Source organism: Klebsiella pasteurii (assembly GCF_018139045.1).
Lineage (GTDB): Bacteria > Pseudomonadota > Gammaproteobacteria > Enterobacterales > Enterobacteriaceae > Klebsiella > Klebsiella grimontii.
Map to the genome: position 1 here is coordinate 3,830,064 of NZ_CP073236.1, position 17,830 is coordinate 3,847,893.

Consider the following 17,830-nt stretch of genomic DNA (forward strand, 5'->3'; position numbering starts at 1 on the left):
AATGCGCCCCGCCTCCATGTAGCAATCGAGGCGCGGAAGATCGTCATCTCCGGTGAGGTGGCTGGACTTCAAATCCAGTTGGGGCCGCCAGCGGTCCCGGGCAGGTTCAACTCCTGTGATCTTCCGCCAAAATTGCTCCGCCGCTATCCGAGAAAGTCTAAAAATCCCTTTATTTTCAATACACATAGTTAATCGTTCATCCGTAATCGTCCGACAAGTTCTCCCTGAATCCATGAAAAATATGTATAGTGATGTGTATAGGTTTTTTATACACATTTTTGGCTTATACACATGGCACTGACAGACATACAAATCAAACGAGCAAAGCCCCAAGACAAACCCTACACATTGAACGATGGGCAAGGCCTGTCATTGCTTATCAATCCCGATGGTTCGAAGGGCTGGCGGTTCCGTTTTCGCCTCGCTGGAAAAGCGCGGTTAATGTCATTTGGCAGCTACGACTTGATAAGCCTCGCTGAAGCTCGTGAAAAGCGCGAGGTCGCCCGCAAGCAAGTTGCTAATGGCATTGATCCAGTTGAGGAACGGAAAGCGCAAAAACTGGCACAGCAGCTTTCAACAGAAAACTCATTCGAAGCCATAAGCCGCGAATGGCATGCAAACAAAGCTGACCGCTGGACAGTGGCATACCGCGACGAAATCATTAAGACCTTCGAGCAAGATGTTTTCCCGTTCATCGGCAAACGTCCTGTCGGTGAGATCAAACCGTTAGAATTACTTGAAGTGCTGCGACGAATAGAGAAACGTGGAGCACTGGAGAAAACACGTAAAGTACGCCAGCGGTGCGGAGAGGTATTTAGATACGCGATTATTACTGGCCGTGCTGAGTATAACCCTGCACCTGATCTAGCTATCGCATTGGCCATACCGAAGCAAAAACATCATCCTTTCTTATCCGCTGAAGAATTGCCCCATTTTATCAGAGATCTTGAAGCCTATACCGGCAGCATCATCACTAAAAATGCGACTAAGATAGTCATGTTAACTGGTGTAAGAACGCAGGAAATGCGCTTTTCTACGTGGGATGAAATTGATTTAGAAAAGGCAATTTGGGAAATTCCAGCAGAACGGATGAAAATGCGCAGGCCGCATGTCGTACCTTTATCTACCCAAGTGATTGAACTCTTTAAGCAACTCAAGCCCATCACTGGCCATTACCCTTACATTTTTATTGGAAGGAACAATCGCAGCAAGCCAATCTCGAAAGAAAGTGTGACACAAGTCATTGAACTACTTGGCTATAAAGGGCGGGCAACTGGCCATGGGTTTCGGCATACCATGTCAACAATATTGCATGAAAATGGATTTGATAGTGCGTGGATTGAGATGCAGTTAGCGCATGTAGATAAAAATTCTATTCGCGGAACATATAATCACGCACAATATTTAGAAAAAAGACGCTCTATGCTTCAATGGTACAGTGATTTTATATTTAGAATGAACAATTAACCCACACTCTAATTTATAAAACAAAAAGAGCCTCTTTCGAGACTCTTTTTTATTCTTTATTTATTACTTTTTATTCTTTTTATCTTGTTGTATAGCAAGATTATTTAAAACCTTAATTGACTTGGAAGATAAATCATCACCTCCCAAGAGGTTTTTTTTCCACTCTGGCCATTCGTTAATTCTTTCTTTTGTTGCAACTATATGTTTAATAAAATTATTTTCGATAGACATGTTAAACTCCTATGATCCTTGCGAACAAATTAACAGAAATCTGTTCTCTTTCCAAGTAAGAAATAGGTAACATTAATGTTCTCAATGTTGCATTAGACTCGCTCCATTTCATAACATTCCCATAACTATCTTTCCTTTTAATTTTATTTCCACTCCCATTAACAATGGAAAATAGATTAAAATAAACTCTAGGCCCTATTCCAATAAACGGTTCGAAAAGCACCTTTTCATGTTCTCTCTCATCATTAGTTATTGACTCTGAATGAAATTCATAAGCCTTACTTTTGGGGTATGGCTCTATGTAAACCACCCTTTTAATTCCCGAAGCTATAATATGCTTAGCACAATTGTGGCATGGAAAAGTTGTGCAATATATATAAGCATCTTGAGTGCTAATATTTGTTCTGGCACATGCCAAAATCGCTTCCATTTCTGCATGGACTACACGACCATATTCCGTGATATCTTGAATAAGGCTGTTCTTGAGGATTCTTTCTAATTTATCACGCGATTTTCCATTTATTTGCTTAAGAATATCATCCATAATTTCTTTTTTTTGTTTTGCATTTGAATCAAAACCTCTTACATAGTCCCTTCCATCTGAATAATCCTCGTAACTTTCGTTTTCTGTATTAAAGTATGGCCAATATAACCCCCCACCAAACTTAGGAACATCATTAGCCCCAGTTGACATAATAGCGTAGTTTTTAGCTAATACAGCTCCAACTTGTCTAGATAAGTCGGCAGACCTCAAAGCTGAAGAAAAAGCCATATACATTGCATATTCATCAAACGTTGGAGTAATAAAAGGATTACCGAAGAGCAAGTCAAAGACTCTTTTTATATCATTATTAAGCTTATCATCTCTTCCATCTTGGTTTAAGAAGAAATCGGCTAAGTGGAATGTATCTCTGGTATGCTGCCCATGTCCAGATTCCTCATCCTCATCCCTGGCAATCAATAAACTTGCTTTATCCTCTGGAATTCCTTTATTACGAGTCAAATTATCCAATCTACGATTTTCATCTGAAAAAATTCCGAAAAGTAAAAATCCAGAGCCATAGACCTCTCTAAATTTATAAACTTCTTCAGGATGCTTGATTGAATTAATAATATACGCAACCCCTTTTTTCTTTATCTTTAAACATTCATTCCTTGCCCTTATTTCATTAATTTTAGTTATTGCTCCGAGGGCTAACACATAATTACATTCACTATCTTCTCTTAGCTTATTCCCCTTGGTCATTAAATCATCAATTCTTTGATAGTTATCTATGTAATGCCCAAAACCAGAAAGCTGAGCGATCACATCCGATGAAATCCGGACCTCAGAACATTCAAATTGATATAAGGACAATCTATCTCTTATTTTTTTTGTGATCGCTTCCAGGTCTGTACCAACAGAGCAAACTAACCCAATTACCATTTCTTCTAAAGGTTTCGTAGAAAACTTATCATCTTCAGAGCCTTTCAAAACCTGAGGAGCCTCTTTAATCAATTCTGTTATTTTTGTGATTTTCATATGAAGCCGCCTCCCCCATGAGATAAAACATTTTTATAAATAATTCTTAGCATATTTTCTATTGTTTGATTAAATTATTTGAATCACATCATGTTTTTCTTTAAGTCATGCTTGGTAACACACTGATTTTAAACAATTAAAAGGTGAGCAAGTGATATATAATTGTATTTTAATTTTCACCTTTAAGATATGTAAAGACTATATGCTCCTCTTGCATATACCAACCACCATTACAAACTAACGGGGTTTATGCATTTTTTTTATATACCTTCGAAGTTAAAGTGAAACCATCGCCAAGATCATCATTTCAAAATCACTAAACAGACTCTTCTAATAATACTTTCCTCTCTCACGCCTGCACGTTTCTTATGTCGAGGAGGTACTCCCCCACATTATAAAATGACTGATTTACCTCCCTTCCGGTGGCGCTTTCTTATCCCTCACCTGATCTCCTCAGAGGCTCGTCACACTCCCGAACAGCACGGCGCTACCCACTGACACTCCCGCGAACCCGCGCAGCGCAGCGACGCGCTCAGGCCGCCAAATTAAATATCATTAAATAAATACTTTACCGCTGGCGCGCAGTGCTTTCCCCGCCTCGCCTGCCCGCTTCGTGGGGCGGTTTTCATGCAGGTGCATCAGGGGGCTCAGGCCGCGCCGGGACAGGGCTGCGAAGGGAGTGACGGGACGGGAAAGCGCATGCAAAACCATGCACCCTGTGGATGCATGGCTTAATTCGGGAAAAATAGCGATATTTTCGGGGATTTCTTGCGGAGCTACTTACTGGCCAGTTCCGTGCGCTGGCGGGCATAAATCAGGCTCTGTGCGGGGGTGTATTTTTCCTGATTATCCACCCGTGAAGCCGCGTCAGGCCTGAATCCGATGGCCGTTAAAATATCGCTGTCTTCTGCCGAATAATTAATTTCTTCACCGGTACTCAGCCACACGGACAGGGCTTCGCGCAGGTAATGCGCCGAACGGTCAAGCGCATGGCCGGTCAGGAGTGCGGGCTGCTGACTGAGTCCCATCAGCTCCGGCGCAAGCGTGGCGGCCAGCTCTGTCCCGTGTGCCTGCATAAAGTCATTCAGCCGGTTGCGGATACTGATGCGCTGTACCGCTTCATGGGAGCGGATATAGCGCCCGGCGGCCTGATTTATCTCCCATTTTTTGACATCGATAATGTCGCGTAATTTCTGCATTCTGCCCGGTATACGGTCATCCCCGGCCAGCACCTGTTCCCGGTATTCCTGCTCTGCGGCCGCCAGTTCGGCTTTATGGTTCAGCCAGGCGGTTTCGTTCTTCTGACAGGCTTCAAAGGCCTGCTGTAGCGTGAGGGTGGTCATGGTCAGTTCTCCCCTGATTAATGACGGTATGGCGAGCTGTAGCAGCCCTGCACTTTACGGGGTGCCGGGGGTGTGACCGGCTCCGCGACAGGCGGCGCTTTCTCCGCCGGGGGCCGGATAACCTCGTCGATGGCTTCAGTGGTGCGGAACGTCGCCGAGCACTCAATATTGGTGCACTGGTGATAGCGCTGTTTGACGTTCTCCGACAGATAGCGGGAGGTGCGGGCATGCGCCGACTTTTTGCAGAACGGACAGTGCATCATGGCAGCAGCCCCCGCGCTTTCAGGTCAGCCTCGCGCTGACGCATTTTCTCCTGCCAGACCTTACGCTCGCCGGGCGTGCTGGCGGCGTCGTGGTCCATATGCGCAAGCGCGACGGCCGGGAAGCCGGTCAGGGAGAGCACCGGCTCATCGGCTGGCGTGACGGAGAAGGCGCTCACTTTCCTGGTCAGGAAGGTCACCACCTGATGCATGACCTCTTTCTCCGGCTCGGTGTACCCCTGATGGCCGGTGGTGTTGGCCAGCGGATTTTCCATCACCTCTGCTTTCAGCACCATCGCCCGGACCAGTGGCCCGAGGGTGTCATTCAGCGCGCGGTTAAGCTCTTCCTCAGCGTATTTACTCAGCACAGCATGATGCGCCTGGCGGAATGCCCGCGCGGTGCTGTTGCAGGTGGCTTTCAGCTGGTCACGTTCAAAGGCCAGCACTTCGGTCAGGTTGTGGCATTCCTGCGCCAGCTCCCGGCGGGCCACTCGCTCGATATGGCCGCTTTTCAGCTCATCGGTCAGCATGGCACCCCCGGCACGGAAAGCAGCGCGCCATGTGCGGGTGTCGCTGCCGTTGTCCTGCTCCAGCGCCGCTTTCTGCTCCTCCGCGCGGGTAATGGCCGTCAGGGTGTCCTCCATCCGGCGGGCCTGTTCAAGATGGGCTTCTCGGGCTGCGGCCAGTCGCTCCAGCGCCGGTTTCAGGTAATCAGGGATAAAGGGGGTGTCGGTCATGGCAGGTTTCCTCGTGATTTCAACATGAGGTGATTCTGCCGGGGCACACACAACAACACGACCTGTTGCGGTTGTGGCAGTTCTGGCACAAACAGGACGTCAAAACCCGGCTTGCCAGAGAAAGGTCTCAGGAAAAGCATACTCACCGTTTATTTTTTTACATATAACTGTTCACTACTGTTCACTTTAAATAAAAGAATAAGTAATACAGTAAGTTAAGTGGTGAACAGTTGAGGTCAGAAGTGTTCACCGACTGTTCACTACTGTTCACCTTTCTGTTTTGACGAAACCCTGCTCATTTAGTCTTTTTTGCGATTAAAAATGAAGAATATATAAATAAAAGTAATCAGGAATGGGCCACCAGTTTGCCAACGTTTACCAAAAGATGGCCAGCGTTTGCCACTGTCTAAAAATCGCTCTGTTGTGTGGTGGGCCACTACAAAATGACTTGTTGCCCTCGGGGAAAATATTCACAAAATAGAGAGCTACCCGAGGCCGGACGGACACGACCGGCACTGTATGGACTTTATGAGGTAGCCCGATGCACACCGCTTTTTCTTCCCCGTCTTCTGCCCCTGCCGCGCCTCTGATGCCGGTTTCTGATGCCGTTCAGGAGCGCTTTATTCGCCTGCCTGAAGTGATGCATCTGTGCGGCCTGTCCCGCTCCACGATTTACGACCTCATCAGCCGGGAGGCTTTCCCGAAACAAATCTCGCTCGGCGGAAAAAACGTGGCGTGGGCGCAGTCGGAAATCACCGGATGGATGGCCGACCGCATCGCCGAACGCAACCGGGGCTATGACGCATGATGATGCCCGTTCCGCAAAAAGCCCCTTTTTCTGGCTTGCTTCCTTTCGCCGTTTCCAGGTATAGTTTTATCGCTGTCGCAAAATCGGCAGCCGGGCGTAGGAACCCGAGTTACTCAATGGCGACACCAGACGCGCCATGCGTCTTTTTTTACGTCGTTGCTCAGGCACACCCATTTTTCGGGCTGTGGTGTTTACGCACACACCGCAGCTCCGGCAAGATAATGGTGGTCCGGGCGGGGCAGCTTTCGGGCTGGCCGGTACCCATTGAGGCCGGTATTCCTACCCCCGTCCGGGTCACCACCCATGAGTGTAGGAACTCCGGTGGTGGCAATAACCGCTACTCAATGGAGGCTGCCATCATGGCTACTATCCTCACCCCGTCACACCCGCAGTTTGTCTTTGTGTTTGCCGCCGTTCGTCGTGCAGACTGTCAGCCCCGTATCTGTATGCTCCGCACCGTTGCCGGTGACGAGCACGCCGCACGCCTTTCCCTCGTTCGCGATTACGTCCTCTCGTTTGCCGGTCGTCTGCCGGTGGCGGAGGTGCGCGCATGAAACACTCCACGATTACTGCCCGTGACCTCGAATGCCTGGAGCACCTGCGTAACGTCGGCCAGTTCGTCGGCGAGCTGATGCAGGTGCAGGACTGTACTTCCCTGCGTCGTGACCCGACTCAGCAGTTACAGCTCACTTCCGTGATTTACCTCATGACCGCCCAGCTCGACGGCGTGGTCGAGCGCTGCAACCACCGCTGGTTCACCGGGGAGGGCAACGTATGAAAACGCCATTACCGCCCGTATTGCGTGCCGCGCTCTATCGCCGCGCTGTCGCCTGTGCCTGGCTGACCCTGTGCGAACGTCAGCACCGCTATCCTCACCTCACCCTTGACGCGCTGGAAAGTGCCATCGCCGCCGAGCTGGAGGGCTTCTACCTGCGCCAGCACGGCGAGGAAAAAGGCCGTCTGATTGCCTGTGCGCTGCTGGAAGATTTGATGCAGGCCGGGCCGCTGAAAGCCGCCCCGGCGCTGTCCTTCCTCGGGCTCGCCGTGATGGATGAGCTCTGCGCCCGCCATCTGACATCGCCTGTACTGCACTGAGGGAGAAAACCATGAAAATGAACGTAACGGACACCGTAAAACAGGCGTGCGGCCACTGGCCGCGCATTCTCCCGGCGCTGGGCATGAAAGTGATAAAAAACCGCCATCAGGCCTGCCCGGTGTGTGGCGGTGCTGACCGGTTCCGCTTTGACGATAAAGAGGGGCGCGGCACATGGTTCTGTAACCAGTGCGGCGCCGGTGACGGCCTGAAACTGGTTGAGAAGGTGTTCGGCATATCGGCTCCCGAAGCTGCCCGGAAGGTGAACGCCGTCACCGGCAATATGCCGCCGGTGGCCCCGGAGGTGACAGCAGCCGCAGAGGCCGGAACGGAAGCCGACCGCAAAGCGGCCATTGCGCTGGCCGTCAGACTGCTGGAGAAAACCCGCCCGGCCACCGGCAACGCCTACCTGACCCGCAAGGGCTTTCCCGCCCGGGAATGTCTGACGCTGACCACGTCGCACAAAACCGGCGGCGTGGCCTACCGCGCCGGTGATTTAGTTGTACCGCTGTATGACGAGTCCGGCGCGCTGGTTAACCTCCAGCTTATTAATGCTGAGGGTCTCAAACGCACCCTGAAGGGCGGCGCGGTAAAAGGAGCGAGCCACACTATCGAAGGGAAAAAACAGGCAGGAAAACGCCTGTGGATAGCGGAGGGCTATGCAACGGCCCTTACCGTGCATCACCTGACCGGGGAAACCGTCATGGTGGCGCTGTCGTCCGTGAACCTTTCTTCTCTGGCGAGCCTGGCCCGTCAGAAACACCCGGCCTGTCAGATTATCCTCGCCGCCGACCGTGACCTGAACGGCGATGGACAGAACAAAGCCACCGCAGCCGCTCAGGCCTGTGAGGGCGTTCTCGCCCTGCCGCCGGTATTTGGTGACTGGAATGATGCGGTGATGCTCAGAGGCGAAGACGCCACGCGGAAAGCCATTTATGCCGCCATCCGGCCAGCGGCACAAAGCCCCTTCGACACCATGAGCGAGGCGGAATTTACCGCCATGAGCGCCAGCGATAAGGCAATGCGGGTGCATGAGCATTACGGCGAAGCGCTGGCCGTGGATGCCAACGGCCAGCTTCTGTCCCGCTATGAAAACGGCATCTGGAAGGTGATAACGCCGTCTGATTTTGCCCGCGACGTGGCCGGACTGTTCCAGCGGCTGCGCGCCCCGTTCTCATCAGGGAGAATTGCGTCGGTGGTGGAGACCCTGAAACTGATTATCCCGCAGCAGGATGCACCGGCACGCCGTCTGATTGGTTTTCGCAACGGGGTGCTCGATACCAGCTCAGGTATATTCAGCCCGCACAGCAAATCACACTGGCTGCGCACGCTCTGTGATGTCGATTTTACCCCGCCGGTGGAGAGCGAAACGCTGGAAACCCACGCGCCGAACTTCTGGCGCTGGCTCGACCGGGCGGCCAGTGGCAACCCGACAAAACGTAACGTGATTCTGGCCGCACTGTTTATGGTGCTGGCGAACCGCTACGACTGGCAGCTCTTTCTCGAAGTCACCGGCCCCGGCGGCAGCGGGAAAAGTATTCTGGCCGAAATCGCCACGATGCTGGCCGGAGAGGATAACGCCACGTCGGCGGATATAGACACGCTGGAAGACCCGCGCAAGCGCGCCTCCCTGATTGGTTTCTCACTGATACGCCTGCCTGACCAGGAGAAATGGAGTGGTGACGGTGCGGGGCTCAAGGCCATCACCGGCGGCGATGCGGTGTCGGTCGACCCGAAATACCAGAACCCGTACTCGACGCACATTCCGGCGGTGATCCTAGCGGTCAACAATAACCCGATGCGCTTCACCGACCGCAGCGGCGGCGTGTCACGTCGCCGGGTTATTATTCATTTCCCGGAGCAGATAGCCCCGGAGGAGCGCGACCCGCAGCTCAGGGATAAAATCGCTCGCGAGCTGGCCGTCATCGTGCGCCAGCTGATGCAGCAGTTCAGCGACCCGATGAGTGCCCGCACGCTGCTCCAGTCGCAGCAGAACTCCGACGAGGCGCTGAGCATCAAGCGCGATGCTGACCCGACGTTTGATTTTTGCGGCTATCTGGAGGCGCTGCCGGAGCCGGACGGGATGTATATGGGGAACGCCAACATTATCCCGCGCCAGCCGCGCCTGTACCTGTATCATGCCTATCTGGTGTACATGGAGGCCCACGGCTACAGGAATGCGCTCAGCCTGACCATGTTCGGCAAGGGGCTCTCAGCCATGCTCAAAGAGTACGGTCTGAATTACGAGAAGCGCCGCACAAATCAGGGGATGCAGACCAATCTCGCCCTCAGGGAGGAAAGCAACGCCGACTGGCTGCCGAAGTGCGACGACCCCACCGCTACATAACCTATCCGGACCGGCATTGCCGGTCTTTTTTTACCTGCACACCGGCCAGAGTGAACAGTAAAGTGTTCACTGTTCACCGAGTATTCACCAGATAACACAATGAAATTAAACAACAAAAACCCCGAGTGAACAGTGTGAACAGTTTTTCCAGAAAAAACTTTTTACCCTTAAACGTGATCAGGCTGCTCAGTGCCAAAGCAGACGTTCAAACCAAGGAGCTAACACAATCCAAACTAACGACAATAGAGTCACTATATCATTTCAATTTGAAGAACATTAGCGGCGATAAATTTACAGTCAATATCCGATGCACTTGTCGATTTGCACGTTTTAAAGTGCAGATTCACCGTTGAACTACTAACAAGATTCAACTGTACACCTCGTTCAAAAAGCACTTCCATCTCATGACTATGAGATCCCTCGTCTAGTGAAAACACAAATGCTCTCTTATCTATATTTTTTATAGTGATTACCATAAGATCGATTCGACCAGCATCATATGCCTTACCCCTCCAATCTCCATTATTTAAAGCGACTTTCGGGCAAAACGATGTTGATAACACGCGATTTGTCAGAAATGACTTCACCTGACATCCCATCTCGTCTAGAGGCCATATTCCTCCGTGAAATAGCGTCTGACCTTCTGGAATCATCATGCCATGCTTTGAAATCAAAGAATTTATAACTTCCAAATCTTTGGGGGGGTAATTTTCTTGATAATCAATTAGTTGTTTAGGTGTTGGGTAAGGCATGCCGTCACGCCATTTTTTATATTCCATGTTTTTTTCAAGATAACTAATAACATGATGATTAATCCTATTCTCATCTTTGTTCCCTGCAATTAACTTTGCAGCATCATATGCAGAATTTAATATTGAATCTATTTTTACCTTTATTTGGTAACATGGTCTCCACTCTCCTCTCGATAATACCTCCGCGGTTTCTTCTGCTGTTGGCTCCCTTTCTTCCCAAATTTCCAATGGAGGTGAAAATGGATCAATTTTATTAAAGAAAGAATTGTCAAGTTTCAAAGGCATTACCATGCTTACCTCCCGATTTTTTAATAATTTAAACAGTTGTGAGAACTATTGCAAAGTCCGGTTTTCACTCATATCTGTCGATGTTCTTTGGACGGTCTAGTGAAAGAAACTGACTTGATGAAAAACTACAATGAGAATACCCTGTTTCCCGTTGTTACGCATAATATTTGTTAGGTAAGTAATTAGTCTGATTTTAATTTTCCGGCTCTTACGAATATTTCACAAAGTTCTGTTGGTAGTATTGCACCACCATCGAGGCCGCCATTATTTTGTCCAAGTCCCGCATTAACAAATGCAAGCAGAAGAGATTGTTCCATTCTTACGGATTCAGAAATATCACACATCGAAAACGCAGCCAATGCAGGAATGTCAAACGCAGGAATACGTTCTAATGCGACAAGCACACGACGAAACTCAGAAAAATTAATCTCCTCACTGGCGAATGCCTTAAAAAACTTTGCTGCCAACTCTGGCTTATCTTCACTCTCAATGCGGTCTATTATTTCGATTATTCTTGCGCCAGCCTTCCCGCTAAATTTATCGTCCTCATTCAACTTATCGACCATAGCTACTCGCTCAGATTTTGAAAGATCAGAAAATGTAGTCAAGAAGCGAATGAGTTTTTCGGTGAAGATATAGTCTCTTGCAGAACCTACTGCACTAAATACCCCAACGGCAGTATTAATAAAAGGAATATCTTTTAGAACATCTGAGTCAATCAACATATCCAGTCCATACTCAGCGTACTCCTTGCTGAGATCGACGACTGATTCTGATTTGATAGCACTTATCAATGCGGAACCGCGTTTAGAATCTTTTTTCATGTCCCCTCCGATGAGAATCAAGTCTGTCATTTTGGAAGCCTAACGTGGGCAGCGCTTAGGCGTCGATCAATCATCAAGAATACAATACATTCCATTTTACCTTATGTAAGTATCGACTTTAAATCAACAAAGGGGCTATACCAAGTACCATCCGAATGAACGCGACACGCGACCACGTTTTTGAGCCGTTCTGATCCGTGTTGATTCATATACCGCAACACCAACATAGGAGGATATGTCCGTTCCTCGCTCAAAGCAGACTATAGCGCTTGTACCTATAACCTGTGGAGGTGAACAGTAAAGTGTTCACTGTTCACCAACTATTCACCACTTAAACATATGAATAATAAAGATAAAAATACGGAGTGAACAGTGTGAACAGTTTTTTCTAAAAAAAAGTTTTTTGATAAGAACGGTCACTGGTGCTTTATCTATAAGATAGCTTGTCAGTCAAGCAAATGCGTATAAGTATATGTATAAAAAATAATTTTATATTTATAAAATAAAATAAAAACAATAAGATACGACAACAATATTACTCCTGTGATCTTCCGCCAGTTCAATCATTTTTATCCATGTGAACTTATCCAGAAAATCAGCCTTTCGGTTCAATACCTTTCGCTTTTAGCGCGCTTCTCGCCAGTTCTTTAAACCAGCTCGTAAAATTCCCCCCTTCTTCCGCTGCCACGGTATCCAGCTATTCCTTCAACGAGTTGATTTTGTTTTCTATGCAGATTTTGCATCCCTGACATCAGGCCGTATTACTGCAACTTCATCAATCCTCCCAAAGTGTAGGCAGAGCATTAAGTAACGTCTAAATTGCGCTATAAATTAAGCAACTGATATATTTCATTTTTTATGTGTTTTTCGCGCCTTTCTGCCGGGCGGCGCCTTGCCCGGCCTACGCGATCCGGGATTATCTTTGGGCCTGTGTAATTCCCACAGGGCTGCGTTGCATGGCGTTTAGTTATACAGCCCCAGCTTCTGTGATAGTTCACTCAGCTCACGCATCGCCTCCAGGCTTTTTTGTTTCCGCTGTTCCGCAGCCACCTTCTCCCGCACCCGTTCCGCCACCCTCTCCGGCTCCTCAGACGAAACCACCCGGCAATCGTCTAACGTACAATACTCCCTAAAGCGCTGGCGGAACTTCATCTCTTCTTTTTCTCTGACCAGACCAAAGCCGCGCATCAGCTGGCGCGCGACCACGATGCGCGTTGCGATATCAATATCCTCTGACGGCAGTAGCAGTATGGAATACCCGGCCTGCCGCACAAGCAGTCGGTTGCTGGCAACGATCTCCGGGCAGACATCGGTGGCAAGAAATCCCGAGGAGAGCACCACCACTCGTTTTTCATGCGGATTCTCCGCCAGCAGGCGAGAGCATAGCGCGGCGTTCTCACGCACATAGCACTCGTATCCATCGCGCTGAATATATTGGCGAATATTTAAAACCTGCTCGCAAAATTCGCTATCGAGATCGATAAGCCGGTAGCTCATCGCCTGCGCCAGCAGCGCTCCAACCGTGCTTTTTCCCACCCCGCCAGGGCCAATCAGAAACAGCGTATTCATCTTTGATTTCCCGCATCCTTGTAAAAATGTCATTTCATCAGAATATGGCAAAGAACACTGTGCTGGATAACCACCTCGCTGTTTATCTGTTCCGGTGGCCGCACGCAGCACGGCGTGATGCTCGATTTTTATCGCGTCCGCTGATTTTCACTTTTTCAATATAACTGTTATCGCCGTCGGGCCATTTTTCCCCCGCCTGCCGCGGTCTATCCTCAGTACAGTCAAACGATGAACCTTATTCAAAACCGGAGAGTGTATGAAAGCGATCGCCATTACTCGCGCAGCGACCGAAGGCAGCAATATTCCTTTTTTAACCGACATTGAGCTGCCGCAGCCGGTTGCCGAGGGGCATGACCTGCTGGTTGAAGTGAAGGCCATTTCCGTCAACCCGGTGGATACCAAAGTCCGCGCCGGGTTTAACGCCGATACCCCGCGCGTGCTGGGCTGGGACGCGGTCGGCGTGGTGAAAGCCGTCGGCAGCGCGGTGACGCTGTTCGCCGCGGGAGATGAAGTATGGTACGCCGGCGCGCTGGGCCGTCCGGGCAGCAACAGCGAATTTCAGTTAGTGGATGAGCGCATCGTCGCCCGCAAACCCCGTTCGCTGGACAACGCCTCCGCCGCCGCGCTACCGCTCACCGCCATAACCGCCTGGGAGCTGCTGTTCCACCGCCTTGGCGTAAAGGAAGGCGGCAACGCGGGCGACACGCTGCTGATCGTCGGCGCGGCGGGCGGCGTCGGTTCAATACTGACCCAGCTCGCCAGCAAGCTGACCGGCATGACGGTCATTGGCACCGCCTCGCGTCCGGAAAGCCAGAAATGGGTACGGGAAGCGGGCGCGCATCATGTTATCGATCACAGCAAACCGCTCGCCGACGAGCTGGCGCGGATTGGCGTTAAAGCGGTGACCCATGTCGCCAGCCTGACCAATACCGACCAGCACTATCCGCAGCTGATCGCCGCTCTCGCACCGCAGGGCAAACTGGCGCTTATTGACGACCCGGAAACCCTCGATGTGGTGCCGCTGAAGGTGAAAAGCATCTCCCTGCACTGGGAATTTATGTTTACCCGCTCGATGTTCGCAACGCCGGATATGATCGCCCAGCATCAGCTGCTGACCCGCGTGGCGGCGTTGATAGACGACAACACCATTAAGACCACCCTCGGCGAGCACTACGGCGCCATCACCGCCGCCAACCTGCAAAAAGCGCACGCGCAGCTGGAAACCGGGCGTTCGGTGGGCAAAATCGTGCTGGAGGGCTTTTAAGATGAGCCACGAAGCGATCTCGATTATCGCGGTGCTGAAGGCAAAGCCGGGGCAGAAAGATGCGCTGCGGCAAGCCCTGCAGGCGCTGCTGCTGCCGACGCGTCAGGAGCCAGGCAACCTCGATTACGCCCTGTTTCAGCTGCGCGATGCGCCGGATACGTTCTATATGCGCGAATCCTGGCGTAGTCAGGAAGCGCTGGAAGCGCATGTCGCCCTGCCGCACTTCCAGAATTTTATCGCGCAGATGAATGACCTGCTTGCCGAACCGCTGCGGCTGGATTACCTGACGCCCGTCGCGCCCTGATATTTTCTGTACTCCGTTTACGGGGGTGAGCCCATCTTTGACCCTTTGAGCTCTCCCCCTCCCAACCCGCCTCAACCAGGCCAGGCTTGATCCTGCCGCTCAAAAAAACGCTCTCCCCCCTCCGTTTTATTCAACGCCGTTATGTAGAAGAGGTTTTGCTATGCAGATCAACGCTATTGGAACGAACTCGGCCAGCCAGCCGCTGGGGTCAATGGCCATCACCCGCCGCGAACCGGGGCCGGACGATGTGCAGATCGCCATTGATTATTGCGGCGTCTGCTACTCGGATGTACATCAGGCCCGCGCCGAATGGGCCGGAACGCTCTATCCTTGCGTACCGGGCCATGAAATCGTCGGCCGGGTGACCGCCGTGGGCAGTCGGGTCTCCGGTCACGCCGTGGGCGATCTGGTGGGCGTCGGCTGTATGGTCGACAGCTGTAAAGAGTGCGAGGAGTGCCGGGATGGGCTGGAAAACTATTGCGACCATATGGTGCTCACCTATAACGGCCCGACGCAGGACGCGCCCGGCCACACTTTAGGCGGTTACTCCCAGCAGATCGTCGTTCATCAGCGCTACGTGCTGCGCGTCCGCCATCCCAAAGAGCAGTTGGCCGCCGTCGCGCCGCTGCTGTGCGCGGGCATCACGACGTACTCGCCGCTGCGCCACTGGAACGTCGGGCCGGGTAAGAAAGTCGGCATCGTTGGCATCGGCGGACTGGGGCATATGGGCATCAAGTTGGCCCACGCCATGGGCGCCCACGTGGTGGCCTTCACCACCTCGGAATCCAAGCGTGACGCGGCGCGGGAGCTGGGTGCGGACGAAGTGGTGGTCTCTCGCAACGAAAACGAAATGGCCGCCCACCTGAAAAGCTTCGACTTTATTCTCAACACCGTGGCGGCGCCGCATAACCTCGATGCCTTCACCACCCTGCTCAAGCGCGACGGCACCATGACGCTGGTGGGCGCGCCCGCCACGCCGCATCCCTCGCCGGAAGTGTTTAATCTAATCTTCCGCCGCCGGTCAATTGCCGGGTCGATGATCGGCGGCATTCCGGAAACCCAGGAGATGCTCGATTTCTGCGCCGAGCACGGCATCGTCGCCGATATAGAGCTGATTCGCGGCGACCAGATTAACGAGGCCTGGGAGCGGATGATTAAAGGCGACGTGAAATACCGCTTCGTCGTCGACAGTGCCACGCTCGGCGATTAAGCCCCGCGGCGAAAGGTGCGCCGCCACTCCGCCGGGCTGACACCAAAGCGCGCTTTAAACTGCTGGCGCCAGGTTACGGCGGAGCGATAGCCCACTTCCTCCGCCACCTGTCCGACCGGTAAATCCCCGGCCTCCAGCAGGATCTGGCTGCGCCGCAGGCGCTCGGCGGCCAGCCAGTCGGCGATACCCATCCCGGTCGCTTTGGCGAAATGGCGGGTCAGGGTCCGGCGGCTCATCGCCGCCACCTGCGCCAGGGAGTCAAGATTATGCGGTTCGCGGATGTGCTGCTGGAGATACTCAAGCAGGCCGTTAATCCGCGCGTCGCGGGTGTTTTTCGGTACCGGCTGGGCGATAAACTGCGCCTGGCCGCCCTCACGGTGCGGTGGGACGATCATCCGCCGGGCGATCTGATTGGCGACAAGGCTGCCAAAACGCTGGCGAATGAGATACAGGCAGCAGTCGAGCGCCGCCGCGGTACCCGCCGAGGTGATTACCCCTTCATCGTCAACGTACAGCGCGTTGATATCCAGCCGCACCTGCGGAAACAGGCGCTGAAAATCCTGTTCGAACTCCCAGTGGGTCGCCGCGCGCCTGTTGTCCAGCAGCCCGGCGTAGCCGAGTACAAACGCCCCGAGGCACAGGCCGACGATCTGCGCGCCGTTATTGCGCGCGCGAACCAGACCGTCCAGCAGCGACTGCGGAGGACGCTGATTTACCGCCCCCCAGTAAGGCACTACCACGATATCCGCCTGCTCCAGAAGAGAAAAATTGCCGCTGGCGTTCAGCGCGAAGCCGTCGCGGGCGCTCAGCAGCCCGGGCCGTTCGGCGCAAATATGCAGGTTAAAGCGTTTGGTTTCCGAGACCGTATCGCCAAACAGCATACAGGGCACCGAGTAGTGGAACGGGCTAAACCCGTCCACCGCTACAATCGCCACTTCCGTGAGTTTCATCGCCCGCTCCGCTTTTAAAAGACCATACTTTCCCCATCCTGCGGGATGCTTACCGCCTCGGCAATCTGATTGTCAGCCACGTACTGGCGTAGCTCATCGCGGCTGAGCAGACAGTGGTTCACCGCCTCCAGATGGCTGGCGACGATTTTGGCTTCCGGTAGGGTGAAGTGCGCCTTCAGCACATCCTCTTTGCCCATGATGATCGGCCCAAAACCGATGACGTGCGCATACCCGGCATTCAACACCACTACGTCAGGGCGCAGCCTGAGCATGTCGGCTTCCACTTCATCGCGCCAGATGGTGTCCCCCACCAGCCACAGGGTTTTCTCCTGCGGATGGCGCAGCACCACGCCGCAGGCTTCGCCCAGGCGCTCGGCCATTGCCGGCACCGCATAGGTGCGATCGCTGCCGTGCTGGCCCGAGGTGGTTTTCACCAGCGCAACGTCAGCAAACGCGCTGCCCTCAGAGAGCAGACGAATATCGCGAAAGCCCTGGCCGCCCAGCAGCTGAGCGTCGGCGTCATGCTGGACGTAAACCGGCAGGGTTTTGGGGATCGCGGCGATCGCCGCCTCGTCCCAGTGATCATCATGGGTGTGGGTGACGATAACGGCATCCACGTCAACGATCGCTTCAATGGAAAAAGGTAATTCCACTAGTGGGTTACGCAACTCGCTGCGCGCGGTACCGGCGAAACCCGCCCAGGCGCCCCTGGCTGAAAGCATCGGGTCAATCAGAAACTTTTTACCCGCATATTCAATAAGCTGGGTAGCATTACGCACATGGGTGATTTTCATGATGTTCATTCCTCTTCGCGGTTATCTGGCGAACATCGTACGTCCCACAAGCCTGGCGCAATATGGG

19 protein-coding genes, 1 tRNA gene and 2 pseudogenes are annotated in these 17,830 nt (G+C 52.3%); 12 read left to right on the top strand and 10 right to left on the bottom strand.

Annotated features, from left to right (window positions below):
* Positions 1-34: 34 nt before the first annotated feature.
* Together KCG39_RS17990 and KCG39_RS17995 are read left to right on the top strand one after the other, a co-directional pair.
* Positions 35-129 (top strand) — tRNA-Sec (locus KCG39_RS17990).
* A 162-nt stretch (positions 130-291) separates the two neighbouring features.
* Positions 292-1,467: a tyrosine-type recombinase/integrase gene (locus tag KCG39_RS17995; RefSeq protein WP_049087306.1), complete on the top strand. Its 1,176-nt coding sequence runs from the start codon at positions 292-294 to the stop codon at positions 1,465-1,467.
* Between the two features lie 63 nt (positions 1,468-1,530).
* Here KCG39_RS17995 and KCG39_RS18000 read toward each other — a convergent pair whose 3' ends face one another.
* From KCG39_RS18000 to KCG39_RS18020, 5 genes are all read right to left on the bottom strand, one after another.
* Positions 1,531-1,698, bottom strand: a complete 168-nt coding sequence (locus KCG39_RS18000) for a hypothetical protein (RefSeq protein WP_163621171.1) — start codon at positions 1,696-1,698, stop codon at positions 1,531-1,533.
* A gap of 1 nt (position 1,699) precedes the next feature.
* Positions 1,700-3,220: an anti-phage dCTP deaminase gene (locus KCG39_RS18005; RefSeq protein WP_142468057.1), complete on the bottom strand. Its 1,521-nt coding sequence runs from the start codon at positions 3,218-3,220 to the stop codon at positions 1,700-1,702.
* A 776-nt stretch (positions 3,221-3,996) separates the two neighbouring features.
* Positions 3,997-4,563, bottom strand: a complete 567-nt coding sequence (locus tag KCG39_RS18010) for a phage polarity suppression protein (RefSeq protein ID WP_211811441.1) — start codon at positions 4,561-4,563, stop codon at positions 3,997-3,999.
* Between the two features lie 17 nt (positions 4,564-4,580).
* The gene (locus KCG39_RS18015; protein WP_004185270.1) at positions 4,581-4,826 is read right to left on the bottom strand and encodes an ogr/Delta-like zinc finger family protein; all 246 of its coding nucleotides are present in this window, start codon (positions 4,824-4,826) and stop codon (positions 4,581-4,583) included.
* Positions 4,823-5,560, bottom strand: a complete 738-nt coding sequence (locus KCG39_RS18020) for a glycoprotein 3 (protein WP_211811442.1) — start codon at positions 5,558-5,560, stop codon at positions 4,823-4,825. The genes KCG39_RS18015 and KCG39_RS18020 overlap by 4 nt, the downstream gene beginning before the upstream one ends.
* A gap of 541 nt (positions 5,561-6,101) precedes the next feature.
* Here KCG39_RS18020 and KCG39_RS18025 point away from each other — a divergent pair.
* The 6 genes and pseudogenes from KCG39_RS18025 (at position 6,102) to KCG39_RS18045 (ending at position 9,808) form a co-directional block, all read left to right on the top strand.
* The gene (locus KCG39_RS18025) at positions 6,102-6,368 is read left to right on the top strand and encodes a helix-turn-helix transcriptional regulator (protein ID WP_004132554.1); all 267 of its coding nucleotides are present in this window, start codon (positions 6,102-6,104) and stop codon (positions 6,366-6,368) included.
* 116 nt (positions 6,369-6,484) lie between these two features.
* Positions 6,485-6,703, top strand: a pseudogene (locus KCG39_RS27930) (ash family protein); the annotation flags it as partial.
* A gap of 24 nt (positions 6,704-6,727) precedes the next feature.
* Positions 6,728-6,922, top strand: a complete 195-nt coding sequence (locus KCG39_RS27935) for a host cell division inhibitor Icd-like protein (RefSeq protein ID WP_266098451.1) — start codon at positions 6,728-6,730, stop codon at positions 6,920-6,922.
* Positions 6,919-7,146, top strand: coding sequence for a hypothetical protein (locus KCG39_RS18035; RefSeq protein ID WP_163621176.1), 228 nt, complete (start codon positions 6,919-6,921; stop codon positions 7,144-7,146). Before KCG39_RS27935 ends, KCG39_RS18035 begins: the two co-directional genes overlap by 4 nt.
* Complete coding sequence (locus KCG39_RS18040) at positions 7,143-7,463, top strand: DUF5375 domain-containing protein (protein ID WP_032433269.1); 321 nt, start codon at positions 7,143-7,145, stop codon at positions 7,461-7,463. Before KCG39_RS18035 ends, KCG39_RS18040 begins: the two co-directional genes overlap by 4 nt.
* Before the next feature lie 11 nt (positions 7,464-7,474).
* The gene (locus KCG39_RS18045) at positions 7,475-9,808 is read left to right on the top strand and encodes a primase-helicase zinc-binding domain-containing protein (RefSeq protein ID WP_142468053.1); all 2,334 of its coding nucleotides are present in this window, start codon (positions 7,475-7,477) and stop codon (positions 9,806-9,808) included.
* Between the two features lie 251 nt (positions 9,809-10,059).
* Here the strand turns inward: KCG39_RS18045 and KCG39_RS18050 are convergent, their stop codons facing one another.
* From KCG39_RS18050 to KCG39_RS18060, 3 genes are all read right to left on the bottom strand, one after another.
* Positions 10,060-10,851, bottom strand: a complete 792-nt coding sequence (locus KCG39_RS18050) for a hypothetical protein (protein WP_228299421.1) — start codon at positions 10,849-10,851, stop codon at positions 10,060-10,062.
* Positions 10,852-11,030: 179 nt separating this feature from the next.
* The gene (locus KCG39_RS18055) at positions 11,031-11,672 is read right to left on the bottom strand and encodes a hypothetical protein (RefSeq protein WP_142468052.1); all 642 of its coding nucleotides are present in this window, start codon (positions 11,670-11,672) and stop codon (positions 11,031-11,033) included.
* Positions 11,673-12,635: 963 nt separating this feature from the next.
* Positions 12,636-13,241, bottom strand: coding sequence for a shikimate kinase (locus KCG39_RS18060; RefSeq protein WP_004126748.1), 606 nt, complete (start codon positions 13,239-13,241; stop codon positions 12,636-12,638).
* A gap of 57 nt (positions 13,242-13,298) precedes the next feature.
* Here KCG39_RS18060 and KCG39_RS18065 point away from each other — a divergent pair.
* The 4 genes and pseudogenes from KCG39_RS18065 to KCG39_RS18080 all read left to right on the top strand — a co-directional run.
* A pseudogene (locus tag KCG39_RS18065) lies at positions 13,299-13,385 on the top strand (DUF3237 domain-containing protein); the annotation flags it as partial.
* Between the two features lie 112 nt (positions 13,386-13,497).
* The gene (locus KCG39_RS18070; RefSeq protein ID WP_112166071.1) at positions 13,498-14,505 is read left to right on the top strand and encodes a zinc-binding alcohol dehydrogenase family protein; all 1,008 of its coding nucleotides are present in this window, start codon (positions 13,498-13,500) and stop codon (positions 14,503-14,505) included.
* A 1-nt stretch (position 14,506) separates the two neighbouring features.
* Positions 14,507-14,809 (top strand): putative quinol monooxygenase, encoded by a 303-nt coding sequence (locus KCG39_RS18075; RefSeq protein WP_004126750.1) that lies wholly within the window; start codon positions 14,507-14,509, stop codon positions 14,807-14,809.
* A gap of 160 nt (positions 14,810-14,969) precedes the next feature.
* Positions 14,970-16,019: an NAD(P)-dependent alcohol dehydrogenase gene (locus tag KCG39_RS18080; protein ID WP_142468051.1), complete on the top strand. Its 1,050-nt coding sequence runs from the start codon at positions 14,970-14,972 to the stop codon at positions 16,017-16,019.
* Here KCG39_RS18080 and KCG39_RS18085 read toward each other — a convergent pair.
* Both KCG39_RS18085 and KCG39_RS18090 read right to left on the bottom strand, forming a co-directional pair.
* Positions 16,016-16,969, bottom strand: a complete 954-nt coding sequence (locus KCG39_RS18085; RefSeq protein ID WP_049113160.1) for a GlxA family transcriptional regulator — start codon at positions 16,967-16,969, stop codon at positions 16,016-16,018. The genes KCG39_RS18080 and KCG39_RS18085 overlap by 4 nt on opposite strands.
* 14 nt (positions 16,970-16,983) lie before the next feature.
* Positions 16,984-17,763, bottom strand: coding sequence for an MBL fold metallo-hydrolase (locus KCG39_RS18090; protein WP_049113161.1), 780 nt, complete (start codon positions 17,761-17,763; stop codon positions 16,984-16,986).
* Between the last annotated feature and the right edge of the window lie 67 nt (positions 17,764-17,830).

Excerpts from the sequence above, each read along its gene's own strand:
- KCG39_RS18005 (WP_142468057.1), bottom strand. The coding sequence starts at position 3,220 with ATGAAAATCACAAAAATAACAGAATTGATTAAAGAGGCTCCTCAGGTT.
- KCG39_RS18040 (WP_032433269.1), top strand. The coding sequence starts at position 7,143 with ATGAAAACGCCATTACCGCCCGTATTGCGTGCCGCGCTCTATCGCCGC.
- KCG39_RS17995 (WP_049087306.1), top strand. The coding sequence starts at position 292 with ATGGCACTGACAGACATACAAATCAAACGAGCAAAGCCCCAAGACAAA.
- KCG39_RS18075 (WP_004126750.1), top strand. The coding sequence starts at position 14,507 with ATGAGCCACGAAGCGATCTCGATTATCGCGGTGCTGAAGGCAAAGCCG.
- KCG39_RS18025 (WP_004132554.1), top strand. The coding sequence starts at position 6,102 with ATGCACACCGCTTTTTCTTCCCCGTCTTCTGCCCCTGCCGCGCCTCTG.
- KCG39_RS27935 (WP_266098451.1), top strand. The coding sequence starts at position 6,728 with ATGGCTACTATCCTCACCCCGTCACACCCGCAGTTTGTCTTTGTGTTT.
- KCG39_RS18045 (WP_142468053.1), top strand. The coding sequence starts at position 7,475 with ATGAAAATGAACGTAACGGACACCGTAAAACAGGCGTGCGGCCACTGG.
- KCG39_RS18070 (WP_112166071.1), top strand. The coding sequence starts at position 13,498 with ATGAAAGCGATCGCCATTACTCGCGCAGCGACCGAAGGCAGCAATATT.
- KCG39_RS18090 (WP_049113161.1), bottom strand. The coding sequence starts at position 17,763 with ATGAAAATCACCCATGTGCGTAATGCTACCCAGCTTATTGAATATGCG.
- KCG39_RS18020 (WP_211811442.1), bottom strand. The coding sequence starts at position 5,560 with ATGACCGACACCCCCTTTATCCCTGATTACCTGAAACCGGCGCTGGAG.
- KCG39_RS18015 (WP_004185270.1), bottom strand. The coding sequence starts at position 4,826 with ATGATGCACTGTCCGTTCTGCAAAAAGTCGGCGCATGCCCGCACCTCC.
- KCG39_RS18085 (WP_049113160.1), bottom strand. The coding sequence starts at position 16,969 with ATGAAACTCACGGAAGTGGCGATTGTAGCGGTGGACGGGTTTAGCCCG.
- KCG39_RS18080 (WP_142468051.1), top strand. The coding sequence starts at position 14,970 with ATGCAGATCAACGCTATTGGAACGAACTCGGCCAGCCAGCCGCTGGGG.
- KCG39_RS18000 (WP_163621171.1), bottom strand. The coding sequence starts at position 1,698 with ATGTCTATCGAAAATAATTTTATTAAACATATAGTTGCAACAAAAGAA.
- KCG39_RS18060 (WP_004126748.1), bottom strand. The coding sequence starts at position 13,241 with ATGAATACGCTGTTTCTGATTGGCCCTGGCGGGGTGGGAAAAAGCACG.
- KCG39_RS18055 (WP_142468052.1), bottom strand. The coding sequence starts at position 11,672 with ATGAAAAAAGATTCTAAACGCGGTTCCGCATTGATAAGTGCTATCAAA.
- KCG39_RS18050 (WP_228299421.1), bottom strand. The coding sequence starts at position 10,851 with ATGGTAATGCCTTTGAAACTTGACAATTCTTTCTTTAATAAAATTGAT.
- KCG39_RS18035 (WP_163621176.1), top strand. The coding sequence starts at position 6,919 with ATGAAACACTCCACGATTACTGCCCGTGACCTCGAATGCCTGGAGCAC.
- KCG39_RS18010 (WP_211811441.1), bottom strand. The coding sequence starts at position 4,563 with ATGACCACCCTCACGCTACAGCAGGCCTTTGAAGCCTGTCAGAAGAAC.